The organism is Rahnella sp. ChDrAdgB13 (assembly GCF_017655185.1).
Lineage (GTDB): Bacteria > Pseudomonadota > Gammaproteobacteria > Enterobacterales > Enterobacteriaceae > Rahnella > Rahnella contaminans.
This window is the reverse complement of the sequence record NZ_JAEMGT010000165.1, coordinates 1-1,959: the sequence shown is the minus strand read 5'-3', so window position 1 is coordinate 1,959 and position 1,959 is coordinate 1. Positions and strand designations below refer to the sequence as shown.

General features: G+C 43.4%; 2 protein-coding genes. One reads left to right on the top strand and one right to left on the bottom strand.

Going from position 1 to position 1,959, the window contains the following annotated elements; all coding sequences use genetic code 11:
- Positions 1–590 precede the first annotated feature (590 nt).
- Entirely contained in the window at positions 591–1,103 is a 513-nt protein-coding gene (locus J8X26_RS25790) for a hypothetical protein (RefSeq protein WP_208952410.1), read from the top strand.
- Between the two features lie 42 nt (positions 1,104–1,145).
- Here the strand turns inward: J8X26_RS25790 and J8X26_RS25785 are convergent.
- Positions 1,146–1,959: colicin-like pore-forming protein (locus J8X26_RS25785; RefSeq protein WP_244370871.1), on the bottom strand; the 814-nt coding region annotated here is incomplete at its 5' end.

Sequence of the window (1,959 nt, the reverse complement as noted above, 5' to 3'; positions counted from 1 at the left end):
CGGTGGGATAATGCAGGCGTCGAAAGGAGTTTCGGATCAGGGACATGGGCAAACAACATTACAGAAAAAAAACAGTATGTTACCTGACAGAGTTTTAATGCGACAGAACCATGGAAAGTCGTTCTCTGAAGTCCCCCTATTAGCAGAAATAGTGTCCATTATCGCGAGTTGACGGGCATCCTTGCTGAACGACCCAAACGGGACGCTTACGCCACCTTCCTGCCATCAGCTATTTGTAACAGAGCCAGAAAAACCACATAAATGAGACAACTAACAGAAAACTATAATTTTTGTAAAATGGTCAACGACAGGCTATGGTTGTTTTAATTTGAGTTTATGTTCCCAAAAGGCATCAAATGAAATCGATTTTAATGCCTAACTACACTTTGGAATACACCGGTAGGCTGCGCATTCCTACGATAAAGTAACCTGGGAAAAACGGCTGGCGCTGCCATGGTGAGGCTAAAACGACCAGTCCGTCCTTACGGATGGCTACTGCTTTTTCTTAGTGTAAAGGGGCATCTTAGACCCCTCGGAAATATGTGAGCACATTAATTGTAGAATATTCAATTTGTTACAAGGAAATCTAGATGAACAAAAACAGGATCTTCGCTACTACTTTCATTGCGGGATGCGTCATACCTGTCCTGATACTTTTTTTTTTAGCATACAGTGGTATTGATGTTCTGAGATCGGTATTCAATGTTATACCACTGGTGCCAGGAGGAACCATAAACTCCAGGTTCCTGCATGACAGCATCTTACTTAATAGTGCCTCTGTTTATTTGGGCGCCATATCTGGATTTATTTCCGCATTATTATGCATTCCCGCCATCAAGACAAAAAAGTATGGAGCTAAAGATTTAGTATATATAATCATAGGCCCGGCGCTAATGATTATATTATTCGTAACCGCAGCCATATTAAAGTCGCCTAACGATTTACTACATGCAAACCCGGCATTCAGGCCAATGTCTGCATGGTATTTATCAACCTGTATTTATTACTCTATGGCAATCGTATTTTTCTACATCTTTAGTTTTTGTCCAGCCTTGATGTTTATTTCATTACCCATCAAATCATTCATTCAGCGGAAAAAATAAAATTAACAGTAACCGGACTGGCGTCCGGTTACTGTTAACATATTAGTATAGTGACGGGATTAAAGAGTCATTCAACTCTTTGACAAAATCTGTGTCAAAGTACGCAGCGACAACCCCTGCTGCAAGAGCGGCAACGATGACTGCGGCGGTGACAGGCAATGTCGCCCCCAGTGCGGCGGCAGTTCCCATGAGAACAGACGTCGTAAAACTGTAAGCAAATGCCCCTGCAATACCGCTGATGACCAGGCTCTCCGTCTGAAGCATTAGAGGTTCCCAATCACCCGTGACATACCCTATTTTCGCGTTGTCATACAGTGATTTTGTCGTAAATCCTTTATCGATAAATCCAAAGGTTTTACCAAGCGCATCAAGATTATTAGAGAGTGATTGAATATCCGCCGCTTCAAAGGCTGCGCTAATTGCATTCCGGTCAGTTTGGTTCAGCTTTACTTTCGGCTGGTTCTTAATTTTATCGAACATAGCCATTGCATCGTTGTAGTTACTGATCCGGTCACCACGAACGTTGGAGGCCAGCCGCTTGGCCAGCTCGCCGGCTTTCTCCCCCGCATGCTGAGATATTTTCTCTCCTGACTGTGTAATTTGCCCCATAGCGGATTCAAGGGCTAACTGTTGATTGTTTTTATATCCATCAGGTACTGCACCGGAATTAATAGCTTGCTGGTCTGCAGTTGTTTGATTAATGTTAGCATTCACCTGATTAATATATTCCGTTTCCTGTGATGTCGTCTGCTGCATCTGGTTAATTTCCATCTGATAGCCAGCAGACGGCTCTGTCGCATTAACGGCAGCTGATCGGAAAAAGGTGCTCTGCCTGTTTTTCAGGCAGCCAATAGGT

Bases quoted from the DNA above. Each gene is read 5' to 3' on its own strand.
- J8X26_RS25790 (WP_208952410.1), top strand. From the start codon at position 591: ATGAACAAAAACAGGATCTTCGCTACTACTTTCATTGCGGGATGCGTC.